Raw genomic sequence first — 24,905 nt, 5'->3', positions numbered from 1 at the left:
CAGTGGCTCTATACAGGTTCGATCCCGAGTGCAATACTCTTGCTCGTCGCCCGCGTATGGGGGTATATGCGGACGGGACACGGGGGTCGTCGTGCTGGGAGCACAGTCCGCAGGACGCCGCGCGGAGCGCGGCGGCCGCGGACCTGCTCGGCCCGGCACCCCCCTCTGGCGCCGCGGAACCGCGGCCATCGCGACCGTCGTCGCGACGGCGCTCGTCGTCACGATGAGCGCTGTGCCGGCGGCTGCCGAACCGCCTGCACACTCGACCGCGTCGGCGCGTCCCGCCGTCCCGCCGACCGCCGCACCGGCCGATGCCGACCCGGCCGCGCCCGTGATCATCGACCTGCGCGACGCCGAGTCCGTCACGGTCGAGGTGCTCCCGCGCGACGAGGCGCGCGCCGCGCTCGACGCCCTCTTCGCCGCCGAGGCCGCCCGCCTTCGCGCTCTCGCCGAGCAACAGGCGCTCGTCCAGCAGCGGCAGGCGCAGCAGATCGCCTGGGTGCAGCAGGTCCGCACCGAGCAGGATGCCGCGCGGGCCGCAGCGCAGAAGGCCGCGCAGGCGCAGGCCGCGGCCAACGCCCAACTCAAGGCGGCGCTGGAGGCGCTCGCCAAAGCCCTCTCGACCAGCCAATGCACGACCGTCGGCGGCACGAACGGCCAGCCCGCGTCCATCTCGTGCCCGATGGCCGGCGGCGACGCCACCATCTCGGGTGATGACAACGTCGGCGTCACGACGCCCGGCACGACGTCCGGAACCACGACCGGCGGCACGACAACGACCGGCGGCGCGACCACGTCCGGCGGCACGACCACGACCGGTGGCGGCACCACGACGGGCGGGACGACGACCGGCGGGACCGCCGGCGCCGACGCGCCGGATGCCATGACCGCGACCGCCCTGCCGGACGATCCGGTGGCCGACCAGCTGCTCACGCCGGATGCCCTCGGCGCCGCCGTATCGCAGGCGCTCGGGGAGTGGGCGGCGGCGGGCGCCGACACGTCGGGCATCTCGGCGACCCTCGCGTCACTGCCCGGAGCGACCCTCGGTCAGACCTCGGGTCGATCGATCGTCATCGACGACGACGCCGCCGGGTGGGGCTGGTCCCGCATGGACCTGCTCACCGTCGTGCGGCACGAGATCGGCCACGCGCTCGGAGCCGGCCACGGCGCCGGGCTGATGGACGAGATGCTGGCCGCGGGGGAGTCGTGGGGTGTGGACGTCTCGGTGCTCCCCGCTCCGGCGCCCGAGCCGCAGCCCGAGCCCGAGCCCGAGCCGCAGCCCGAGCCCGCGCCGCAGCCCGAGCCCGCGCCGCAGCCCGAGCCCGCGCCGGCACCTGAGCCCGCCCCGGCACCTGAGCCCGCCGCGCCGTCCGAGCCCGCCCCCGACGCGGCCGCCGAAGAACCCTCTCCCGAGTCCGGCGACCCGGCGGACGCCGGGACGATGCAGACCACCACCGTCCCCGTCACCACCGAGTCCGCCACCGACGCCGCCCCGGCGGACGCCGCCGACGATCGCGACGCGGCGAATGCCGTGCAGATCGCGGCCCCGGCAGCGGGCGCGCCGCGCTGGACGATCACCGACGGCACCGCGGTGCTGACGCTCTCTCCCGAGGATGCCGCCGAGGGTGCGCTGCGGTTGGCCGCCGGACGCGTGGTGTTCACCGGCGCCGACGGCGACACCTTCTCGGTCGACGCGCGCGGACTGGACGACGTCGTCGTCGAGGGCGTCGACGGATCGAGCTTCGCGGTCGATCTCGCCGGCATCTCGGGTCTCGCCCTGGCCGTCCACGGGGTCGCCGACACGCTGCGGATCACCGGCCTCACCGCGGCCTCGCGACTGACCGCCATCGAGGGCCGCCTGCAGCTCGACTCCCTTCTGGCGAGCCTGTCGTTCCTCGCCCCGCGCGTGGCCGCCCTGATCGAGAGCGCCGGAGCCGTGTCGCTCGCCGGCGCGCTCGCGCTCCCCGGCGCCGATCTCACCGTCCGCGGCCGCAGCGTCGCCGTCGAGGCCGGGACGTCGATCGCAACCGGATCCGGCGCCATCGTCCTCTCGGCCCAGGATCTTCGCACCGGGGTGACGGATGCCGCGGCATCCGTCACGGTCTCGGGCGCCGGCCTCTCGGGCGCGGCCATCGTCCTCACGGCGGCCGCCGCGAACACCACGAGCGCGCGTGCCTCGGCCACGGCGACCGTGACGCTGTGGGGATCGACCCTCACCGCGGCCGGTGACGTGACGATCCGCAGCGACGCGACCGCCGACCTGTCTGCGGCAGGATCCTCGTCCAGCGTCAAGGGCGGGTCGTACGCGGTCACCCGTCTCGGCGGCTCGTCGAACATCACGACTCCCGGGACCGTCCGCATCGAGGCGCGCAACCACGCCACCGGCTCCGCCGTCGCGGTGAACGCCGACGGTGCGGCACTGGCCGACGCCGACCTGACCCGGCTGACCCACGTGCTCGTGGACGGCGATCAGCGGATCGTCGCCGGCGAGCTGTTCCTGCTGGCCGCCGCATCCGGGTCGCTCGATGTGACCGCGCGCGGCGCGTCCGCGGTCCTGCCGGCCGCCCCCGGCGAGCTGGCCGCCCTCGGGCTCGGCGCCTCGACCGGGCTGCACTCGGTGGCCGTGGGGCGCGCCTTCCTCGAGACCGTGGCCCAGCTGGGCGAGGACGCCACCCTCGCCGTCGCCGACGCGGACGTCCACGTCGTCAGCACCTCTGACACCCTCGCCACGGCGCGCACGCTGTCGGACGGACCCGGCATCGCGGCCCTCGTCGTGACGGACCTCGCCACGGCGGCGCTCCGCGACGGCGCAACGCTGACGGGCGCGGACGACGTCGAGATCACGGCGACCACCCGGCACACCGCGCTGGCAGAGGGCGGGCGCGGCTGGGCGCTGACCTCGTCGACGGCGGGCACGTCGGCGCTCGTGGCCCCCGGCGCCCCGCTCACCGCCTCGGGCGACCTCGTGCTGTCCGCGGTCCAGCGGGCATCGGCGCGGGCGATCGCCGAGGGCGCCGCGCTGATCCTCGGCGCACACGACGTCGACGCCCGGCTCCAACGAGGAGCGCAGATCGCAGGGGCCGTGCGCCTGTCCGCGACGGGCCACTCCGTCAGCGAGGCGACCGCCGCCCGCGCGACGTCGCCGTTCCCGGCGCTGGCCCCCGTGACGCTGCTGACGGTCCTCGCCGGGGCACCCGAGGCCGCGACCGCCGCCGCCTCGGCACTGCAGGCCGTCGCCGCCGTCCCGGTCCGCGCGCTCGCCGCCGCCGTCCTGGTGTCGCAGAGCGTGGTCGGGCTCGGCACGGGCCTGGCGCTGGACGGTGCTCCGCTGCGAAGCGGCGGCACGGTCGAGCTGACCGCACTGGCCTCCGGCTCCAACTCCACCGGCCGCGGTCTCGACCTGGCCGTCGACCCCGTGGCGGTCGCACCCCTCCACCGCCGGGTCGCCGTGGTCGAGGTCAACGCCCCGGTGTTCGCCGGCGACGACGTGCTCGTGCAGGCGGGCCGCGGGCCTCCGGCATCCGGGGATCAGTCGAACTCCTCGTCCGCCCTCCACCTCGCCGCTCCGATCGCTCTGGACGATCCGGCCGCGACCCTCACCCTCGACGACGGAAGCTCCCCGCGGATGCCGGCGATCACGCCGCCTGCCGGAGCCGTCCTCATCTCCGCCGCCTCCGGCGGCACCCTCGCCACCCGCGGGGCGACCCTCACCTTCGCCCCCGGATCCCTCCCGGCCGACGCGTGGGTCACCATCACCGCGCGCGACAGCGGCGTCACCGGACTGCTGACCGCGTCGGCGATCTACGACCTGCGCGCGTACGACGCCCGCACCGGCGCCGAGATCACGACCTTCCGCATCGCGCCGGTCCTCACGATCGCCGTCGACGCAGCGGCTCCGCAGTCGAGGATCTGGTACGTCTCGCCCGACGGCGCGCTGCAGGCCATCGCCACCACCTACGACGCGGCGGCCGGCACCCTCACCGCCGCGCTCCCGCACTTCTCGGACTACGTCGCCGGGTCGCCGCTGGCCGGACTCCTCGGGCTCATCGTCCAGCAGCTCCAGACGTACCTCGCCACGGCGTCCCACACCCAGAACCTCGGGGACTTCTCGCTCGGCAACGCGCTCACCCTCACCGGCATCACGCTCTCGGTCGGGTCGCTCTCGGCAGGCGCCACATACAACGGCACCGCCTCGTTCGCGGCGGGACTCTCGCTCGCCCTCTCCGTCGGCGCCCTGTCGATCACCGCCACCGCGGCGGTGACGGCGACCTACACGCTGACGGATGCCGCGTCCCTCGACGCCGGATCCCTGCTCATCACCGTCGGCCCCGTCTCTCCGGCATCCGACTTCGCCCTGACGATCTCTTCGGGCTCCACCGCGATCGCCGTGGTCCGTGCCACGAGTGCGACGCTCAGCCAGTCCGGGTCGGACCTCACGATCACCGCGACGGGCGTGTCGGCGACGATCGGCGGACAGCTCCAGATCGCCTCGGGCTCGCTCACCCTGACCTCGCGTGCGGACACCGGCGACGTCGACCTGCGGCTGACGGGCGGCACGGTCACGTTCACCTCGGGAGGATCGGGGCTCGCGCTCACCTCGGCGGTGCTCACCTACGACGGCACCGCGGGCCTCGCGGTCTCTGCCGACGTCGCGATCACGATCGGCTCGGTGGCCCTCACCGGATCCGCCCGCGTGACGCGCACCAGCGCGGTGACCACGATCGCGGTGACGGGCCTTCGGGCGACCTTCGGCACCGGCACCGACCAGGTCGTCACCGTCAGCGACGGCAGCGGAGACCTAAGGCTCGGCGCGTCCGGAACGACCGGCACGGTGAGCGCGACGGTCGTCGCGACCGGCATCGTCGATGCGACCTTCGCGGGCCGCGTCGAGATCGACACCGTGGCGGGGCGGACCGCCGTCGCCGCGGCCGCGCGCAACCTGGAGCTCGATCTCGGCGACGGGCTGCGGGTGTCGCAGGCCGTCATAGCGCTGTACGTGCGGACGACCTCGTCGGGCACCGACGCGGCCGTCGACGCGCGCGGCACCGTCGCGCTCTCGGGCTGGCAGTCGGTGGGCCTGACCGGCGACTTCCGCGCGCGCATCAACGGGTTCAGCACCGCCGTCGACCAGACCGTGTCGTTCGCCGACGGCAGCGGCACCGTCACGATCGCCTTCACCGGCAGCGAGGTCGCGAGCGGCGGGACCTCGTTCGCCGCCTTCAGCGGCACCGGGCTGACCCTCACCGCACTGGGGCAGACGCTGACGGCGGATCTCGCCTTCACCCGCACCACCGCCGGGTTCACCGTCACCGCCGCGAACGTCGCCCTCGCCTTCGGCGGTGCCGCTCCGGTCGCCCGATTCTCGGGGGGATCCGGCACCGTCACCCTGACCCGCTCGACGGGCGCCGTCACGGCGACGCTCGCGGGCACCCTCGAGGTGACGGTGCCGGGCTTCAGCTTCTCGGGCGGACTCGACCTCGACCTCGACACCACCTCGGGCGCGTCGAAGCTCGAGGTGACCGGCACGTCGGTCGAGCTCGTCCTCGGCGGCCAGGCCATCACCTTCGACGACCTCACCGTGGCCCGCCGCACCGTCGCCGGCGTCACGCGCACCGAGATCGCGGTGACCGGCGGATCCTTCGCCGTCACCCAGGGGGTCACCGACCTGCTGTCCGTCGACGCCCTGTCCGGCTCGCTCGACATCACGTCGACCGGGGTCGCGGGCAGGCTGAGCGCGACCGTCTCGTCCGACCTGTCGGCGTTCACGTTCGCGTCGAGCATCGCCGTGGCGATCAACACCGGCAGCGCCGCGATCGGGGACCTTCCCGCCGGGCCCTACCTGCGGATCGAGGCCGCGGGAACCGTCATCACCGTCGGCGGGCAGACCATGACCGCCGACATCGCCTTCGAGCGCGGTGTCGACGCCGCCGGTGCCACCGTCGTCCGCGCCGGGCTCAGCCGGGGAAGCCTCGCCTTCACCGCCGGCTCCGCCACCGTGCTGTCGGTGACGTCGGCGAGCGGCGCGCTCCTGGTCGCCGCCGCGGGGATCGCCGCGCGCGTGACGGGGACCGTGACGCTCGCCCTCCCGGGTGTCGCCGTCACCGGGGTGCTCGCCGTCGAGGTGAACACGACGGGTGCCGCCGTGGACACCACCGTCGCCGTCGGGGGCTCGGATCTCGCGCTGGTCCTGCCGGCGGGCTCCGGCAGCTACCTGCGGGTGGCGGGCACCGACCTCGTGGTGGACGTCGCCGGTCAGCGGCTGACCGGAACCGTCGTCGTCACCCGGGACTCCACGGCAACGACGATCGCCGTCTCGCAGGGCTCGCTCGTCTTCGCCGGGGGCCTCATCACGATGACGGGGATCACCGCCACGCTGACCGCCGGCGCCACCGGCGTCTGGGGCTCGTTCACCGGTGCGCCCACGGTGGCCATCCCCGGAGTGACCACCACGGCGTCGAGCCTCACGGTGGAGCTCAACACGGATGCCGCGTCCACCCAGGGCACCATCGCCGCCGGCACGATCCGCGTCGGGGCGGCGAGTCTCACCGTGAAGGTGGCCGGCGTCGAGATCACGGGCGGCATCTGGGTCACGCGCACGGTCGTCGCGGGCGTCGTGTCGTATCGGGTCGCCGTCACGGGCGGCAGCGTCCAGCTCGGACCGACCGGCAGCCCGTACGTCCACGTCACCGGCATCGCCGGCAGCTTCCTGATCACGCCGGCGGGCATCGCCGGAAGCGTCGCCGCCACCGCCGATCTGACCGTCCCGGACCTCGTCGCGGTCACCGGCCGATCGGTCACCGTCCGCGTCAACACGACCCCCGGCCCCGTCGACCCGGGCACCGGCATCCTGCCCGCGGGTCCGTACCTGCGGATCGAGGCGAGCGGTCTCAGCGCGACGATCACCGGCGCCGGCACCATCGCCGGCACCTTCGCCTTCACCCGGTCGACGGATGCCGCGGGTGCGGTCGAGACGGTCGTGGCGATGACGGGCGTCCAGGTCACCCTCAGCGGCGACTCCCAGCCCTCGCTGTACGGGGGCGAGGGCGCCTTCCTGATCCGAAGCGGCGGCGTCGCGGGCTTCCTCTCGGGTGCGGTGTCTCTCGGCGGGGATGCCGTGGCCGTCGGCGGCTCCGTGCTCCTGCAGGTGAACACCACCGCCGGCGCCATCGACACCGTCCTGACCGTGGGGGGCACGAGCCTCGTTCTGGCGCTTCCGGCGCCGGCGCCGGGCGGCATCATCTTCAGCCTCACGGCGTCGGACCTGACGCTCACGATCGGCGACTTCGTCACCGTCGAGGGCAACATCACCTTCAGCGACACCGTCATCGGCGGCGTGCCCGTGCGGGTGGTCGCCGCCACCGGCGTGACCGTGTTCCTGGGCCGCGGCCCCGCGTTCCTCAGCTCCGGTGCGCTCAACCCGCTGGCGATGGGGGTCCTCGTGACCGGCGCCACCATCGGCCTGATCCAGACGGCCGCCGGTCAGGCGTTCGTGGCCACCGGCACGGTGAGCCTCGTCGGCGTCGCGGGCGTCGTCCTCACCGGCACGACGAGCGTGCGGGTCAACACCACCGGCCAGGCGATCAGCCAGACCATCGAGATCCCCGGCAGCACACAGCCCGGCGTCCTGGTCGACTTCGCGACCGACGCCGCCGTCACCCGCTTCGACGTCACCGATGCCACCCTGGCCTTCGCCGGCCAGTCCCTGAGCGGAGATCTCCGCTTCGATCGCTCCGGCGGCGACCTCGAGATCTCCATCGCGAACGGCTCGGTCTCGTTCGGGGACGCGGTGCAGGTCGGCGCGATCACGGGCGACCTGGTCGTGCGCACGGGCGGGGTCGCCGGCATCCTGACGGCGAACGTCACCATCGCCGCGCTCGGGATCACGGACGTGACCGCGGGCGTCGCCGTCAACACCGCCGCAGCCGCCGTCACCGTGGGCAGCGCGACCCTTCCCGCGGGGCCGTACCTGCGCGTCGAACTCACCGGCCTGGACCTGGCGTTCCTCGGTCAGGCGCTCCGCGCGGACATCGCCGTGGAGCGCACCACCGCGGGCGGCGTGACCACCACCGTCGTCGGACTCGCCGGCGTCTCGATGTTCATCGGGGACGACGGCGGCACTCCGGGATCGGGCACCGCCGACGTCGTCGACGACATCGGCGTGCGGATCACGGGCGGAAGCGGCCTGCTCGTGGTCGCCGCCGCCGGTCTGGCGGGGCGTATCGACGGCACGGTGACCGCGCGGCTCGGCGCCGACGCGACGCTCAGCGGTGCGCTCTCGCTGACGCTCAACACCACCGCGGCCCGGGTCACCGCGTCCGTGCTGGTGGGAACGGCCGTGCGGAGCCTCGACGTCGCCGCCGGACCCTACGTCCGCTTCGAGGGCACGGCACTCGCGCTGACCGTCCTCGGGCAGTCGCTCACCGCCGACGCCGCGATCGAACGGGTCACCGCGCTGGATCCGCTCACCGGCACCCCCGACACCGGCCGCGCCGTGCTGCGGATCGCCGCCACCGGCGTCGGCCTGACCCTCGCCGGCGGCGCCGTGAGCCTCAGCGGCGGCACCGCTCTTCTGCTCGTCAGGGCCACCGGCGTCGCGGGCCGGATCACGGGTGACCTCGCGCTCGCCGTCCCGCAGGTGTCGCTGAGCGGCGGGCTCGCCGTCGAGTTCAACACGTCCACGTCCCTCGTGGACGAGGACTTCCAGGTCGGCGGCCAGACCCTCAGCCTCGTCCTCCCCGCCGGCCGGTACCTGCGGATCGCCGGAACGGGCGTCGTGCTCACCGTCGCGGGCCAGCAGCTGACCGCCGACGTCGTGATCGTCGACGACGCGGGGACCACCCGCATCACCCTGCGCTCGGCGCGCCTCGCGCTCGGCGGTGCCGCAGCGCTCGCCGAGTTCGTCCAGCCCGCCTCGGGTCCCGGCTCGACCGCCACGATCGTGCTCGCCCCGACGGGGTCGTACGGTGCCATCACGGTCGGCGTCCTCCTCGCCGTGCCCGGAATCGCCGTGACCGGCACGGTCACGATCGCGTTCAACACCACCTCCGGCGGTCAGACCGTGCCGGGCTGGACCGCTGCGCTGCCGGCCGGGGTCGTCCGCATCGGCGGCGAGAGCCTGCAGCTCAGCGTCCTCGGGCAGACGATCACCGCCGACCTCGTCTTCGAGCGCGCGGCCACCCCCGGGGGATCGGTGGTGAGGATCGGGCTCGCCCGGGCATCCCTGTCTCTCGGGCCGCTCACCGCCTCGAACGGCAGCGGCCTGTTCATCCTGGATGCCGCCGGGATGGCCGGCACGCTCTCGCTCGACATCGCGGTGGCCGGCGGCGCACCGTTCGCGCTCGCCGGCGCTCTGGAGCTGCAGCTGAACACCACGGGGACGGCGGTGTCGGCATCCCTGCCCGTCGGCGGCGGCACCGTCACCGTCGACCTGCCGGCCGGGCCGTACATCCGGCTGGCGGGCACCGGGGTCGTGCTCACGATCCTCGGCCAGTCCCTCACGGCGGACGTCACGTTCGAGCGGGCCACCTCGTACGGCGGCGACGGCGTCCCCGGCGGCACCGACGACAGCACCCTCACCCGGATCGCCCTCGCCCGCGTGGAGCTCGCCCTCACCGCCGGGGCGGCGCGGCTCGGGCTCACCGGCGGAGAAGCGCTGTTCGTGCTGCCGAGCACCGGCGGGCTGGCCGGCCGGGTGAGCGGCGGCGTCACCCTCTCGGGTGTTCCCGGAGTGATCCTCGCCGGAAGCGTCGCCCTCGAGATCAACACGACCGCGGCGCGCGTGATCGAGACCGTGCGCGTGGGCGCTGGCACCGTGACCGTCGATCTTCCCGCCGGCGGCTCGGGCGGCTACCTGCGGTTCGCGGGCACCGGCGTGACGATCGCCGTCGCCGGCCAGGCGCTCTCGGGCGACATCGTCGTCGTCAAGGACGGCAGCGTCCTCACCCTCACCATCACGGGTGGGGTGGTCCGCTTCGGCACACCGACCGCACCACTGATCAGCGCCACCCAGATCGCCGGCGTCTTCCGGCTCGGCGCGACCGGCATGGCCGGTTCCGTTTCGGCGTCCCTCGCCGTCACCGTCCCGGGCCTGGCGGTCACCGGCGTGGCGACCGTCCAGATCAACTCCGGCACGGCCGACGTCACCCTCGATCCCGGCGGCTCGAACGAGACGGTCATCCGTCCCGGGCTGAAGGTGCAGGTCACCACCGCCACCCTCACCGTCGCCGGGCAGCGCCTCGACGCCGACCGCATCCTGATCACCCGCACGTCCACCGGCGAGACCGCCCTGGCCGTAACGAACCTGACGCTGCAGCTCGGCACGTTCGTCACCGTGACCGCCGCCCATGCCTGGACCGGCGCGATGCTCGTGTCCTCGCGCGGCGTCGCCGCGCGCTTCAGCGGCAGCACGACCGACGCCTTCGCTCTTCCCGGCCTCACCATCGCCGGCGATGTCGAGTTCGCCGTCAACACCACGACCACCTCCGTCCGGCGCACCGACCTCGGCATCGACGTCCCCGCCGGGCCGTTCCTGCACCTCGCGGTCACGCGCGGCGTGCTCGCGGTGACCGGCGGCCCGTCCTTCTCGGGCGATTTCCGCATCAGCCGCTCCCTCACCCCGGGCGCCACGGCGCTCACGGGCACCTTCACCGGCGGGCTGGTCGTCGCCGCCGGCGACGTCGACGGTGACGGCCGCGCCGACCTGCTCACCGCCACCAGCACCGGTGCGGCCCTGCACCTCGGCACCGGCGCTCCCGGCATCCCGTCGGCGCTCTCGAACGTCTTCACCGCCGCTCCGGTGGCCACCTTCACCGCCGGCAGCGGCACGACCACCGCCGTCGCCCTCGCCGACGTGCGCGGCTCCGCGCTGCTCGACGTCGTGGTCGTCCGCGGCGGCACGTCGGCGGTGTACGAGAACCTCGGCGGCTCGTTCGCGACGGCGATCACGCTCACGACGCCCGGCGCCGTGGCCGTCGCGGCGGCCGACGTCGACGGCGACGCCCGCACCGACCTCGTGGTCGGCGCGACCGCCGGCGCACTCGTCTTCCGGGCGACGCCGACCGGCTTCGACGCCGCCGCCTCGCTGACCCTCGCCCACACGGGCACCGTCGCGGTGCTGCTGTCCGACCTCACCGGCGACGACCTGCCCGACCTCGTCGTCGTCAACGCCGGCGCCCCGCACGCGGTCTACGTCAACGCCGGCGGGGCCGGCCCGGCGTGGACCGCCTACGCCGCGCCCCTCACCCTCGCCAACACCGGGTCGGCGACCGACGCCGCCGTCGGCGACGTCGACGGCGACGGGTTCCGCGACGTCGTCGTCGCCATGAACGGCGCCCCCGCGCAGGTGCACCGCAACGCCGGATTCACCACGACCGGCGGCGTGAGCTCGTGGGGCGGGCTGGGCGCGGGCGCGCCGGTGTCGACGGCCTCGGTCGTGGCCGACGCGGTCGCGCTGGCGGACATGGACGGCGACGGCCGACTGGATGTGGTGCTCGCGACCACGACGGGCGTCCGGCTCCACCTCAACCGCGGGGCGGGGATCGGCGGCGACTGGCTCGGGTTCCGCTCGGCAACCACACTCGGCGTCGTCTCCGGGACGGCGCTCGCGGTGGGCAGGTTCGACGCCGGCGACGACCTCGACATCGTGCTCGCGACCTCGGCGGGGGTCCGCTACCTGACGGGTGCCCCCGCTGCCGTCACCACGATCGCGTTCAGCGGGGTGTCGGTCTCGCTCCTGCCCGAGGGGCAGAGCTCTGCGGTCGGCATCACCGGCGGCACCGGCGCCTTCCTGCTGACCGCCACGGGCATCGCCGGTTCCTTCAGCGGGGACGTCGCCGTCGCCGGCGGCGGTCTCAGCGCCGGCGCCACCCTCTCGGTCCGGTACAACGGCACGCCCGACGCCATCGACCAGACGATCGTGGTCGGCGGGGTCGCGGTGCCGCTGCTGTTCAGCGCGACCGAGGTCGCCGACTCGTCGGGCGCGTACGTGGCCGTCAGCGTCTCGGGGTCCATCAAGCTCGGGGACTTCGTCGAGATCATCGGCACCATCAGCTTCGCCGGTGGTGAGGTGACGGTATCGGGCCTCACCGTGTTCGTCGGTCGGGGGCCCGGATTCGTCGACGGCGGCGCGGTCAACCCCTTCGCCACGGGACTGTACCTGACCGGGGTCAGCGGCTTCGCGAAGGGCAGCGCCGGCAGCCGCGTCGCCGCGCTGTCCGGCAGCGTCGCCCTCGTCGGCATCCCGGGAGTGACGCTGGGCGGCACCGCGTGGGTCTTCTTCAACGAGACCACCAGCGAGCAGGTCCTCGGCTCCGGCGACGACGCCGTCACGGTCGCCGAGGGCACCGCTCTCGCCCCGCACATCCTCGTCATCGGCGACCTCGTGCTCGGCGTCGCAGGACAGGAGCTCACCGGCACCTTCGCGGTCGAGACGCTCGCGGCCGGCGGTCTGCGCATCCGCTTCGGGTCCTCCGCCCGCGACGGCGGCGCTCCGCTCACCCTGAGCCTCGGCGACGGCGTCGCGGTCGCCACGATCGGCGCCGGCCAGCTGGATCTGACGCCCACGGGCGTCGCCGCGGTCCTCACCGCGACCCTCGCCCTCAACGCCGGCGACCAGTTCTCGCTGACCGGGGACGTGCGGCTCCAGCTGAACACCGGCACGGCCCCCCGGACCGTGCAGGGCGTCGTCCTTCCCGCCGGCTCGGTGCGCGTGCAGGTCGGCTCGCTCGCCACGCCCGCCGTCCTCACTGTGGCGGGGCAGAGCCTGACGGGCGTGTTCGTGTTCTCGCAGGTGCGCGGCCCGATCGCCGCCGGGGCGCCGGCGGGAACCCCCGCGCCGACCACGACGGTGCTGATCGCGTCGGCGCTGACGCTGCAGCTGGGCACCACCACGGCCGGGGTCCGGCTCACCGACGGCACCGCGGTGTTCGTCATGACCGCAGGCGGCATCGCCGGTCGCCTGAGCGGCACCCTCGCCTTCATCGTCCCCCGCGACGCCGTGCGCTTCAGCGGCACCTTCACGGTGGCCGTGAACTCGGGGCCCGAGGTCGACCGCACCTTCGAGCTCGACGGCACGACGGTCGCGCTCCTGCTCCCGGCCGGGCCGTACGTCAAGGTCACCGCGGCGGATGCAGCCGTCGTCGTGGCTGGGCAGCGCCTGTCGGGAACCTTCTCCTTCGAGCAGTCCGGCTCCGGTCCCACCGCCACCACCGTGATCACGGTGAGCGGCGCCCGCGCCTCGTTCGGCGACGGCACCCGCGACTTCGTCTCGCTCACCGGGGGCACCGGCCAGTTCACGCTCGCGACCGCCGGCTTCCACGGTGAGATCAGCGGAGACGTCGCCGTCACCCTTCCGGGCATCACGGTGTCCAGCGGGTTCAGCATCGCCGTCGACACGCGTGGCGGGCTGACCCCGACGTTCGAGATCGCCGGCACGAACCTCACCGTCGGCATCGGCGGCTTCCAGCTCACCGAGGGCGCCATCGGGTTCACGCAGCGCGTTACGGCGGCGGGCCTGCGGATCATCGACATCGAGGTCTCCGCGAAGGCCGACTTCGGCGCTCCGATCGGCACCCTCGGGGTCACCGGGTTCCTGCAGATCGGCCCGGCGGGTCTCGCGGGCGTCCTCGCCATCACCGACGCGAACATCTCGCTGGGCGGTTCGCTGACCGTCGGGGCGAGCGCGCTGCGGCTCGAGATCAACCGCTCGGGTCAGGCGGTGGTCCTCTCGGACACCGCGGGCACGCGACTCGAGGCCGGACCGTACCTGCGCATCGTCGGCGAGGGCGTGCTGCTCGACCTCGGCGACATCTCCCTCACGGCGTCGGTGTCGTTCCAGCAGACCACCAACGCCGCCGGCGTCACCCGCACCGTCATCGCGATCTCCGGCGGAGAGGTCGCCCTGGGCACCGACGATCCGCTGCTCGTCGGCGTCGACGGTCTGATCGTCCTCACCCCGGCGGGCCTGGCGATGTCGCTGGCCGGAACCCTCGACCTCGGTGCGCTCCTGCCGGCGGGCGTCACGATCAGCGGCTCGTTCTACCTCACCATGAACGGCACGGGCGTCCAGGTCACCGAGTCGGTCACGCTCGGCGCCCGCACGGTCGCGCTGAACCTCAGCGCCGGCACCTACGTGCGGGTGGGCGGTCGCGGCGTGGTCCTGGCCATCGCCGGGCAGTCGCTCACCGGCGACATCTCGTTCGAACGCTCCGGAACCACCACCACGATCGTCCTGGCCGGCGTCTCGCTGCGGATCGGCAGCGGCGCCACCGACATCCTCACGCTCACCGGCGGGGCCGGCACGCTCACCCTCGCCGCCGCCGGCATGTCGGGCACCCTCTCGGGCGCGGTCGCCCTGACGGTTCCCGGGGTGTCCGCGTCGGCCGCGATGCAGCTGAAGATCGACACCGCCACCCCGCAGTTCGAGCTCGCCGCGACGGGCCTGGCACTGGACCTCGCGGGTCAGCAGGTGCGCGGAAACTTCACGTTCGAGCAGGCGGGTCTCGGGGCCGCGCGGGTGGTGAAGGTGACCGCCACGGCGGTGTCCCTCTTCCTCGGCGACGCGAAGGGTGCCGGCGACGGCGACGACGTCGGCGTCCGTCTGACCGGCGGAACCGGGGCCTTCCTGCTCACCGCCTCGGGCATGGCCGTCGACATCTCGGCATCCGTCGCGCTCGTCGGGCTCAGCGGCATCCCCTTCAGCCTCGGCTCGGGGCTGGCCGTGCGGCTGCAGGTCAACACCGCGCCGACGGCGATCTCCGCGACCCTGGGGGCGCTCACGCTGAACCTCCCGGCCGGACGTTTCGTGAAGGTCTCGGTCACCGGCGCCGTCACCGTCTTCGACCAGGTCATTTCGGGCACCTTCCAGTTCGAACAGGTGCGCGGCTCCGGCCCCGACGGCCGCGCGGGGACCGCCGACGACGTCGGCGTGCTGCGGATCGCGGCGACGGGCGTGTCGCTCTTCGTCGGCAACGACGGCGGGACGTCGGCGGACGAGACGGACGACATCGGCCTGCGGCTGTCCGGCGGCACCGCCCTGCTGCTGCTCACCGAAGAGGGGTTCGGCGGCTCGATCTCGGCGACGGCGTCGATCCGCCTGGGAGCGGGACTCCAGGCCTCCGCCACCGTCGGCGTCGAGATCAGCAACATGCGCCGGACCGTCGCCGGCAAGCTCGTGCCGGTCGCCGTCGCCGAGCAGTTCGCCGTCGGCGGGCAGACCCTCACCCTGACGCTCCCCGCCGGGCCGTATCTGAAGGTCGCGGTCACGGGCCTGGCGCTGACGATCGCCGGTCAGCAGCTGACCGCCGACGTCTCGTACGAGAAGGTCACCGACATCGGCACCGACCTGACCCTCGCCACCGGCGACGACGTCACCACGCAGCGCATCCGCTTCGCGCGAGTCGGCCTGCGGCTGGGGACCGGCGACCGCGACGTCGTCGTGGTCCGCGACGGCTCGGGTGCCTTCGACATCGTCGGCAAGACCTCGACGGCGGCGGGCGGCATCGCCGGGCGGATCCAGGCCACGGTAGAGGTCTTCATCCCCGGCGTGCGCTTCGCCGGCACCCTCGAGGTCCAGGTCAACACCCTCGCCGCGCCTCGCACGGTCGACGGGGTGCAGATCGCCGCCGGGGTGACGGTCGCCGGGCGCGGGATCGTCCTCGAGGTCGCCGGTCAGCGCCTGTCGGGCGACTTCGCGTTCTCGCGCAACAGCGCCACCGGCGAGATCACCATCGCACTGAAGAACGTGAGCCTCGGCCTCGGCGACGGCACGCGCACATACGTCACCGCGACGGTCGCCACCGGCACGATCCTCGTCACGCGCAGCGGCGTCGCCGCGGCCGTCGTGGCGACAATCACGCTGAACCCGGACGTGCTCCCCGGCGTCAGCGTCGACGCCACGGTCCTCGTGAAGGTGAACACCACCACGGCGGACATCTCGCGCGACGTCGTGATCGAGGGCGTCACCCAGACGATCGCGATCGCCCGCGACTCGATGCTCGTCCAGGTCGGCCTGCCCGGCGACCCCGCCGAGATCGGGATCCTCGGTCAGACGCTCCGGGGCGTGGTCGTCTTCGAGCAGCGCAAGACCGCCGCGGGGGCAAGGATCGTCCGGCTGGCGTTCACCGATGTCGAGATCTTCCTCGGGGATGCCGGCGGCGACGGCATCGATCCCGTCGGCGACGCGTCGCCCAACGATGTCGGCCTGTACCTCTCGGGCGGCCGCGGCGCCTTCCTCATCACCCCGACCGGCATGGCGGGCGAGATCGCCGGCGGCGTCGAGCTGCGGGGCCTGCCCATCGTCATCACCGCCCAGCTCACGCTCCAGGTCAACACGCTCCAGGTGGCCGGCCAGGGTGTCACCGTGAACGAGATCTTCTCGTTCGCCGGCGTGAGCGTCGTCACCACCACCGACGGGACGACGGGCACCCCCGAGGTGCAGACGATCACCGTCGGGGTCCCGAGCGGGACGTTCACCCTCGCGATGGACGTCGACCGGGACGGCACGATCGAGCAGAGCGAGATCACCGCGCCGCTGGCCTTCAACGCCTCTGCGGCGGCCGTCGACGCCGCCATCGAGGCGCTGCTCGACGCGGATGCCGGCACCGACCGCGTCGGAGTGGTCAAGGCCGGGAACGTCTACACCGTCACGTGGAACGCCAACGGCAACCAGGTCGTCCTGCAGCCCAACGTCCGGATCCTGACGCTCCCCAAGGGGCCGTTCCTGCGCGTCGCCGCCGAGAGCATCGCCGTCGTCATCTCGGGGGTCACCCTCACGGCGGACTTCGCGTTCGAACGCATCGGCACCGGTCCGGCGGCGGTCTCCAAGATCGCGCTGTCCCGCGTGACGCTCAGCGAGAGCGCGAGCATCGGCGGGACGAACCCCGGAATCGTCTCGGGCAGCGGATTCCTCGTCGTCTTCCCGCCCGGAGCCGTCACCGACACCACGCCGTCGACGGTGACCACCACGACCGGCGGCGTGGCGGGCATCATCACCGGCCGCGCCAAGACGGCCGCGGGATCGTTCGCCTTCGACGCCTCGGTCGGGCTCACCATCAACACCACCGGCGCGTCCGTGGAGCAGTCGATCGTCGTGGGCGCCGAGACCCTGACGATCAACGTCCCCGCCACGCCGACCTTCCGCTTCATCGTGCAGGACCTCGACTTCAGCTTCGGCGACGTCCTCGAGATCCGCGCGGGAGAGTTCGCCATCACGGGCAACAGCTTCTCGGGGTCCGGGCTCGAGCTGTTCATCGGCTCCGGCCCGTCAAAGCTCGCCGGCGGAGCGCCCAACCCGCGGGCGATCGGGGTGCTCATCCGCAACGCCGCCGTCGAGTTCATCCGGGGAGCCACCCCCGCCGACGGGTGGGCACTGCGCGCCACCGGCACGATCGCCTTCCTCGGACTCAACGGCCTGGACATCTCGGGTTCGGTCTCGTTCCAGGTCAGCACCGCCACGTCGGGATCCTTCACGCTTCCCACGGTGGGCACCATGAGCGGGTCGATCGCGGCCGGCGCCTTCTCGTTCGCCGTCACCAACGTGGTGATCGCCGCCGGACCCGTCACCCTCGGCGGTTCGCTGCGCGTCAGCCGGCAGCCGAACGGCACGCTGGATCTCGCCCTGTTCGACGCCAAGATCCTCATCACCGCCGGCGGCCGCAACATCGCCAGCCTCGCCGGCTTCGCGACGTTCTCGGTCTCGCCGCAGACCGGCTTCCAGCTCGGGACGTTCCGGGTGACGTCCTTCGCCATCGCCCCCACCACGGCTCCCACCTTCGCCAGCTCCGCCACCCCGCCGGCCATCGTCAGCGGCGACCTCGCGACACCGCTGCGCGGTGCGGTCCTGACCGGGCCGGTCACCACCATCGACGTGACCTTCACGCCCTCCGAGGGGGCGATCGACGCCACCTCGGTCACCACCGGCGCCCCGGCGATCGAGGTGACGGCCGCCGGTGTCACCGGGGCCTGGACGGTGGGGACGCCCACGGCGGTGTCGGGCAAGGCCAACACGTGGCGCTACGCCCTCAGCGCTCCCGGGGGTGCAGTCCTGCCGACCACCACCGTCGTCACCGTCCGCTTCGTGGACGGCGCGGTCACCACGGTCGGCGGCGCGGCGCTGCTCGTGGCCGAGAGTGAGACCTTCTACCTGTTCAGCCCGACCGTCGTCGGCCAGAAGCCCGGCCCGGTCGCGTCGCTCGTGACGCCCAGCCTCAGCCAGACGCAGCTGAACGCGCAGGGCTACATCGACGTCGTCTACACCTCCATCCCCGCCGCGACGGGCGAGACCGCACCGCCGATCATCAAGTCCACCCTCGAGACGGCGGCGCCGTTCCGCCTCTCGGGTCTGCTCGGCGACGTCGCGCTCGACGGCAGCGGGACCCCGATCCTGCTCGGCGCGCCGCTGCTGATCGCCGGGCTCGCCGCCGACGCCACGAGCGTCACGTACCGCTACTTCCTCAAGGACAAGAACCCCGGCAACACACTCGGCCTGTTCACCGGTTCGGGCACCGTGACGCTCACCATGACGGCCGGCACGGTCGCCGCCGGCGCAGCCGGCACCCCGCCCACCTACAACGGCGTGCAGTCGCTGGCGCTCGCGGTCACCGCCGGGACCGTCGGCGAGCGCACCGAGGGCGGCCCCATCGCGCTCGGCCCCCTCACCCTGCAGGGACCGACGGTCGGTCTGGGCGGCTTCGGCTTCTCGGACGGCAAGGTGCTCGTCTCGGTCATCGTCGGGGTGCAGCGGGCATCGCTCGCCTTCGGCGGCAACCCCACCACCGGCGCCGCCTCCACCGCGCAGACCACCTCGGGCATCACCGTCGACCTCGTCGGGCTGCAGGGCTCCTTCGAACTCGCCGTCGACGTCTTCGGGCTGCTGGGCGGCACCGTCGACATCGGCCTCACCGGCAAGTGGGGGCTGCAGGTCGCCGGCCTCGACGCCCAGATCCCCGACGTCGCGCGCCTGCAGGCCACCGGCATCCGCGTGAATTACGACCCCAAGGGCGCCGCCGACCAGGAGCTCGTGCGGATCAACACCGCCACGATCACCTTCCCGTCCTTCGGCATCACCGGCTCGCTCCGCCCCTACGATCCGGCCGCCTCGTCGAACATCGCCGCCAACAACGACCAGGCGCTCGGTGCCGGCGTGATCCCCGGCCTGACCGTGTACGGCGACGGGTTCAAGCTCGGCACCGCCGAACTCGCGTACGGCCTGCCGCCGACGACGGGCACGGTGGATGCCGGCAACGCGCTGACGCCGTCCTCCGCCGACCGCAAGATCAGCTTGGGCGGCATCCTCGAACTCGACGACATCCGCGTCGGCGTCTCGGGACTCGAGGTCCGCTTCCCCGCCGCCGGCGCCCCGTCCACCGCCACCGCCGGGTTCACGGGCGCGATCTTCATCGCCACCGGCGGTGCCCGGCTCTTCCCGGGCAAGGCCTTCGGCGCCACGCTCACCGACCGCACCACCGCCGACGACCGCCGTCCCGACGGCACACCCGACGATGAGGCGTTCCGCATCGCGCTCACCTTCAGCGGGGGCAAGGTCGATGCGTTCCAGCTCACCGTCGACACCCTCGAGATCCGCCTGGGCACGTACGTGACCCTCACCGCGCGCGACTTCCGCCTGGACACCGGCGCGACCGGCTCGCAGGTCATGGTGCAGTTCCAGGCGGTGGGCGCGAAGGTCACGATCGGCTCGCTCGCGATCGCCGGCGAGGGTCGCAACTTCGCGATCCTCGGCAACGGCTCGTTCAAGGCCCTGCCCGGGTTCGGCGTCTTCCTCTCGGTCGGCTCCGCCACCGGCGACTCGTTCAAGTGGCCGTCGTTCCTGCCCGTGCGCATCGACGCGATCGGGATCCAGTGGGCGGACGTCGAGAACGCCCCCGGCGACTTCGTGCTCATCCTGTCGGCGAGCGTCACCGGCATCCAGGGGCTGTCGGGCCTGCAGATCTCCGGCGCCATCCAGGGCATCCGCATCCAGCCCTCGCTGCTGCTGGAAGGCAAGTTCCCGATCATCGGCATCGACTCCCTCGGCGTCACGGTCAAGGGCAAGATGTTCGGCGGCGATGTGTCGGCCGGCCTCGTCGGCGGCATCCTCAAGCTCGATTCCGCCTACAACGTCATCGGGGTGTTCGACACGACGACCCCCGTCGCGCAGCGCGTGTTCTACCTCGGGCTCGAGGGCACGATCTCCATCGCGGGGCTCGCCGGATTCGGCATCCGGCTGGGACTGTCCGAACTCGGGCCGCTGCAGGTCTATCTGAGCGTGAACGTGCCGGGCGGCATCCTGCTCGAACCCAACTCCGGGCTGTCGATCAACGACTTCGCCGGCGGCGTGGAGTTCTTCAAGACCCTGCCCTCCATCGAGGACCCCTTCGCCCTGCGCTCGTCCGCGTTCCAGCTGCCGACGGTGCTGACCGCCGACCAGTGGCTTCTCGGCCTGCAGCAGCAGGTCGCCCTGCAGGCCAAGGCCATCGCGCAGAACCCGGGGCAGAGCGGGTTCGCGGCGGCCTTCACCTCGCCGATGGTCATCACCGGCTCGGCGAAGATCTACTCGATCTACACGTCGCAGGCGGTCTTCAACGGCCAGGTGATCATCAAGATCTCGACCGACGGCAAGATCCTCATCGTCGGCAAGCTCAACTTCGCAGCCGACAACATCTCCATCAGCGGGCGGCTCTACGCCGACCTCTCCAAGGTCGCCAGCGGCAACGTCACGATCCTGTTCCTCGCCGATTTCCCCGACCAGGTCCGCCTGCTCACCCTCTACGGCAAGCTCAAGATGGGCTTCCGCAACTCCTCGGGCAACGAGGTCACCTTCGACGTCGTCGAGGGTCTGGACCCGATCGCCACCGGAACCGCGCCCACCGTGGGACTCGGTTCCCCCACCACCGACGGCGGGTCGGTCGACGTGGGCGTCGTCAACGGCGCGAACGGGTCCGTCAAGCACATCGACGTCTCGTACACGCCGCCCGCCGGCGCGAGCCTGGACGTGGCCGGCATCCTCGACAGCGGCCAGGAGTTCACCCTCTGGTTCGGCGGGACGCAGCGCACCACCATCACCGGCCGGCCGGTGCCGATCGTCGCGGTCACCACCCCCGGCGGGATGGTGTTCGTCGAGCTCCGCACCGACGGCACCGGCGCGTACTACACCGTCGACGGCACGCGCACGGACGTCGTCCTGGTCGCCGATCTCGCCGCGGGCGCCGACCTGCTCGAGACCGCCGTCCGCATCACCGGGACCACGCGCTTCCGCTACGCCATCGGCACCGCCGCCCTCGGGATGGGCCGGTGGGAGGTGCGCTTCGCCGCCGGCGCGGTCAAGAACGCCGACCTCGTCACCGAGGCGGGGACCACCGTCGGCGCCGGGAGCGCCGCCACCACGCTGTCCTTCACGGTCGTGGGAGCGACGGCGACCATCATCGACCCGACCCCGAACGCGTCGGTCGACATCAACGTCATCAACGGCCGCGCGTGGATCCTCGTCACCTTCACCAACCCGACGATGTTCGCCATAGACCCGGCCTCCATCACCGACCTGGCCCCCGAATTCCAGCTGTCCGGCGCGGGGCTCGGCACCATCCGCATCGACGGCACGCAGCGGCCGCAGCTCGTCTCGAGCACCGCCACCAGCGCCACCTACCGCTACTGGCTGACCGGCCGCTTCGCCACGACGGGCGTGGTGAACCTCACCTACATCGCCGGCAGCTGGTCGTACCTGCTCACCCTCACCGGCGCGCTCGTGGTCACCGACGAGCCCGACGAGACGGGCGCGGGCAGCGTCGGCATCCGGTTCCCCGCGGCGGGGCAGCTCGGCATCCCCGCCGGCTTCACGATCGACCCCGACTCGGTGATCCAGCGCCTCGCCGGTCTCACCTTCGGCACCGCCGGCGGGTGGTCCCTCACCCGCGACACGTCCGTCCCGATCACCGCCACCGAGACGCCGGGCGAATTCCGGCTGCCGGTGATCGTCACGAGCCTCGGGACCGCCGGCTCGCTGACGGCCGCGCTGACCTCGGCGGTGCTCGGCTACCGCGGTCCGGTCACGGCGGGGTCCCAGGCGGGGCAGACGCTCGCCGTCACCCCGACCGCCTACCTCGACGTCGACTTCGACGCGACCGTGAACGGCCGCCCGCTCGATGTCGCCTCGATCCTCGACCTCGCAGCCGAGTTCGATCTCTACGGCGAGGGCCTGGGGTCGATCGTCGTCGACGGCACGCGCGCGCCGCTGCAGGTCGCGAGCGGCGACCCCGCGAAGCTCCGCTTCCGCTACTGGCTCACCGGGCAGTACGACGCAGGGCTCTCGGTGACCCTGACCCGCATCGCCGGCTCGTGGTCGTACACGCAGACGGTGACCCCGACCGCACCGAGCATCAGCGCCCCGGGCGCGAGCCTGGTGTGGACCACCGCCCTCGTGGTGTCGTTCCCGGATGCCGCGACCGCGGGCTTCCCCGCCGGCTACGCCGTCGATGCGGCGTCCGTCATCGACCGCCTCGCCGCCTGGGTGTTCACCGCGACCGAGACCGGGTGGACGGTCGTCCGCGACACCGCTCGCGCCATCCGCGCGGGCAGCGCGCCCGGACAGTTCCTCGTCCCCGTCCTCGTCGAGCGCGCGACGACGGCGCAGGCGTCCTCGGCGGTCACGATCGGAGCGGTGACGGTGTCGTACGCCGCGACGGCGGCGCCGGCATCCGACACGCCCTTCACCGCCCCCGTGCGCGACTGGATCGACGTGCCGTTCACCGCGCCGACGGGCCTGAAGTTCTCGCAGGCCTCGCTGCTCGACCTGAACGAGTTCACGCTGCAGGTGACCCGGGGCGGCTCCACGGTGACGATCACGGTGACGGGAGCGACCTTCCTCGTCGACGCCGGCGGCGTGGCCTGGGTCCGCTACCAGCTGTCCGCGCCGCTCCTGCCCGGCGACGAGGTGCAGGTGGTCTTCGCCACCAGCGGCTGGAGCTACACGCAGGCGGACGGCACGACGGCGTACACCGGCGCCACGCCCACCGCGGGCACCCAGGCCGACATCCCCGCCCCGATCACGATCACCCCGCGCACCATGTCGTACCTGGACGTGACCTTCACCCCGCCCGCAGCGGTCAACGGCGAGACGTTCACGATCCTCCCCGGCTCGGTCACCGGGGACGAGTTCACCCTCGCCGGACCCGGCGCCGGCGGCATCCAGATCATCGGCGTCGTCCACCTCGGCGGCGACACGTGGCGGTACCTGCTCAACGGCAGCTTCGCGCCGGGCCGCGTCGACGTCATCTTCGACCTCACCGCCTTCGACGTCAGCCCCGCCCGGGCGCCCCCGGCCGGCACCACCCTCACGCGGTCCTTCCAGGTCGTCGGCTCCACCGCGGACGTCGTCCGCACGGTCCCCGACAACCCCGCGACGGGCGACGTCGACGAGTCAAAGACCACACCGCTGGCGGGCGCCACCATCGGCCGCGACCTGCTCAACGCCCTCAAGTACCTCGAGATCCGCTTCCGCGGGTCGGACGGCTTCGCCATCGACCACAGCACGATCGACGGCAACGAGATCGAGTTCCGCGACGCCTCGGGCGCCCTCATCGCCCTGTCCTCTCCGGTGCGGGTCGGCACGAGCGACATCTACCGCTACTCCTTCACCGCGACCCTCGCCGCCGGCGCCTACACGATCACGTTCCTCGCCGGCCGGTTCGCCGACATCGGCGGGCGGCTCAACTCCGCCGAGACCGAGACCCTCACCCTCACCGCCCCGACCGCGTCGCTGAGCGACCCGACGCCCGGGTCGGTGGTCGATGTGAAGGAGCTCGCCGGGCGCGGCTGGATCGACATCACCTTCGCCGACTTCGGCGGATCCGCCATCGACCGTGCCTCGATCACCGATGCCGGCGCCGAGATCACCCTCACCGCCGGGGGCGTGGAGCTCGTGGTCCTCGGATCGCCGATGCTCGTCGGCGGCAGCACCTACCGCTACTTCTTCTCGGGTCACCTCGCCGGGGCGATCGTCGTCGCCTTCGTCGACGGCAGCTGGCAGAACGCGCAGGGCACGCCCTTCGCCGCGGCGACGCACCCGGGCGCCGCGACCGCCGAAGCGGACCTCTCGTGGGCGGCCATCGGGCCGCGCACGTGGATCGGCGTGCGGCTCACGCCCACCGCCGGCGCCGCCGTCGACACCTCGACGCTCGGCTCGAACGACCTCTCGTTCGCCGGGGGCGGCACCCAGGCGCTCGCGTTCTCGCGCGTGCAGTACGCCGACGGCCTGGCGATGTACTCCTACACGCTGGCCACGGCGCTCACCGCCGGCACGGTCACCGTCACCTTCGCCGCCGGCGCGTGGGCCGACACCGCCGGGAACCTCGCCGCCGGCGGCAGCCAGACCTTCCGGCTCATCGAACAGGGGACCAGCTTCTTCATCGAGCTCTCCGGCGGCATCCTGCTGCAGGCCGGAGACTTCCTCGACGAGCCGCTGCTGCACATCAAGGCGCAGGTCGTCCTCGAGATCGACTACACCCGTCTGGTGTTCATCCTCACCTTCGCCGGGCAGCTCGACGTGTACGGCCTCGGCACGCTCGGCGCGACCGCCGGCCGGTTCGTCCTGGCGATCGGGGACGAGAGCACCAACCCGATGTACCCGGTGCCGCAGTTCTGGGGCGTGGCGTCGATCGAGACGAACTTCGAGGCGCTGCGACCCTACGGCCTGCACCTCAGCGGATCCGCCCAGCTGCGCATCAACCTCACCAACGAGGTCAAGACCGAGCGGCTGACCCTCACCGGCGTCGGCCCCGGCGGCACCGACCTCACCGAGGACTTCGTCCTGCAGCCCTTCAGCTTCGGGTTCCAGATCGTCGGCCAGGCGATCGTGGCCCCTGCCGGGACCGAGCTGATGCGGATCCAGGGCGGGCTCTACCTCAACATCTCGGCCA

General features: G+C 73.1%; 1 protein-coding gene (running past one end of the window). It reads left to right on the top strand.

Features of this window, described 5'->3' with window-relative positions; all coding sequences use genetic code 11:
- Window positions 1–91 precede the first annotated feature (91 nt).
- Window positions 92–24,905: the 5' portion of an FG-GAP-like repeat-containing protein gene (locus ACYVF4_RS13240; RefSeq protein ID WP_460723555.1), read on the top strand. 13,721 nt of this gene lie beyond the right edge of the window; the window shows 24,814 of its 38,535 coding nt (coding positions 1–24,814); it begins with the start codon at window positions 92–94; the stop codon falls past the right edge of the window.

The sequence above is a fragment of the Microbacterium aureliae genome, assembly GCF_054780155.1.
Note: the sequence above shows the minus strand (reverse complement) of the source record. Positions and strands in the feature narration are given on the sequence as shown.